Source organism: Streptomyces sp. NPDC050388 (assembly GCF_040655635.1).
Classification (GTDB): Bacteria; Actinomycetota; Actinomycetes; order Streptomycetales; family Streptomycetaceae; genus Streptomyces.
This window is the reverse complement of record NZ_JBFAKH010000251.1, coordinates 1-1,922: the sequence shown is the minus strand read 5'-3', so window position 1 is coordinate 1,922 and position 1,922 is coordinate 1. Positions and strand designations below refer to the sequence as shown.

The following is a 1,922-nucleotide window of genomic DNA, read 5'->3' as shown; positions in this document are numbered from 1 at the left end:
CGCGTACGGGCTCTTGCCGCGTACCTCCGCCAGCCGGAAGTCCCGTTCGATCTCCCGTTCTTCCGGGGAGAGCAGGACTTCCTCGCAACGCAGGTTCGCCGCCCTGAACACGCCGTTCCACCGGTCCGGGACCATCGGCAGACCCTGCTCCGTCAGCCACAACCAGGCTGGCTCCGGCCCGTCCGGGCCCTCCAGGAACAGCCACTGCCGCTCGCGCCATCCCAGGCGGCTGAGTTCCTGTTCGCCGACGACACCGTTCGCGTCGACCCACTCGACCTTCGGTCTCAGACCTCGCGTCACCTTCGTGACCAGCCGCATCATGGGCAGCCGCTCGTAGCGGCCTTCCGTCTGGGCGCGCTGCACCGCCCACGCGCGTTCTGACTCGACGTATGCCTCGGCCTGGCCGACCGCGTCCACCGACACGTAGAAGACCCGGCTGTGCTTCGACCGGGTGACCGCCGCAGCGACACGGCCATGGCAGTAACGGCCGAACCGCAGGCGCTGGCTGGGTAGTTCGAAGGTGAGCAGCGAACCACCCTCTTGCCGGCGCAGGCCGGAGCTGAGCAGCAGCTGCACGAAGCTGGTGTTGCGCAGCTCCGTCCGCGACTCCCACCCCGGCGTCGGCATTCCTGTACGGCTGAGGCCTCGCAGCCCGATGTCCGACCACAAGCCCCAGGTCCGCGGCGTCAGCCACAGCACTCGCGAGCTCACCGAGTCCGCCGCCCGGTCCCCTCGCCGCACGATGTCCACCGGCAGCGGGGACACCTTCGCCCACCGGAACAACTTGGTGAACGCTGCCGCCTCCCGGTTCCACTTCGTCCCGCTGATTCGGCGCGGGTTCTGTGGAGCCCGGCATCTCCAGTGCCGGTAGTCCGCCAGGTCCTGCCTGGTCGCCTGCCTCAAAGGAACTTCGCGCGAGGACAGGAAAGTCAACAAGGGCCGGATATCCGTCGCGTAATTCCGCTTGGTTTCCCGCTCCAGATCTCGGAATTCGACGGACCGAACGAAATTCAGCAGGTCCCGGTCCACCGTTCCGTCCGGTGACACGAACACCGGATCGCCCGGCCGGAGACCAATCCGGGCGACCTCGGCGGGCAGGTCCTGTACCCCCAGGACCCCCTCAGACGGCAGCGATCCCCACTGCCCCGGATCGGGCACCCACACCATGTTCCACTCGTGCAACTGACGCCTCCCCTGATGCTTGAACACGCCCAATCATCAGGGAAGTGGCGTCGATGACCGTGTTGAGCTTGCGGGCCATCCGGCGTTCCAGGATCAGCTTGAGGACGTCGACGGCGTCGCCGGTCGCGCTCTGGTCGCCGGGATCGTCGCTGACCGTACCGCGCAGGGCGTCGAGGGAGAGGACCTGGGAGGCCGGCCAGGTGCGGGCCAGGGTCGACTTGCCCGCACCGGAGGCGCCGATCAGCACGATCAGCCCGTTCTCGGGCAGGTCCGGGTACAGCACCGAGGTCATGCGGCATCTCCTTGCGGGTCGAGGGAGCGGGCAGCCCAGTTCAGGCGCTGCCCGGCGTTGTCGGTGAGCAGGGCAGCGGCCTCGTGCAGGGGGCAGGAGGCGTCGCCGTCGCGGTCGGGCTCGATTTGCTCCGCCCGGCGGGCGGCGGTGGTGAGCAGCTGCGCGAGGGAGGGGAAGAGGCCGTCGGGGACGTCGACGTCCTCCTGGAGCTCGCGCAGGATCGCGGCAAGCTCGGCGGCGTCGACGTCGTCGGCGCTCAGGTCGTCCTCGATCTGCTGGAGGGCGAGCTGAGCGATGCCGACCGAGGCGCGCATCCGGTCCAGGCGGCTGCGGGTGCGGCCGGTCATCGGGTGGTGGCCTTGGTGGTGGCGATCAGGGCGGCGAGGGTCTCCCAGCCGTGGTGCCAGGCGCTGTCGATGCAGTACGCGCCGTTGAGTCCGTGGTCGGC

Annotated in this window: 2 protein-coding genes and 2 pseudogenes; all 4 read right to left on the bottom strand. The window is 69.3% G+C overall.

Annotated features, from left to right (window positions below):
• A pseudogene (locus AB0I73_RS41160) lies at positions 1–627 on the bottom strand (integrase); the annotation flags it as partial.
• Between the two features lie 150 nt (positions 628–777).
• Positions 778–1,167, bottom strand: a pseudogene (locus AB0I73_RS41155) (site-specific integrase); the annotation flags it as partial.
• Positions 1,121–1,474, bottom strand: coding sequence for an ATP-binding protein (locus AB0I73_RS41150; RefSeq protein ID WP_363045494.1), 354 nt, complete (start codon positions 1,472–1,474; stop codon positions 1,121–1,123). The pseudogene AB0I73_RS41155 and the gene AB0I73_RS41150, both read right to left, overlap by 47 nt.
• Positions 1,471–1,821, bottom strand: a complete 351-nt coding sequence (locus AB0I73_RS41145) for a hypothetical protein (RefSeq protein ID WP_363045493.1) — start codon at positions 1,819–1,821, stop codon at positions 1,471–1,473. Before AB0I73_RS41145 ends, AB0I73_RS41150 begins: the two co-directional genes overlap by 4 nt.
• Positions 1,822–1,922: the final 101 nt, after the last annotated feature.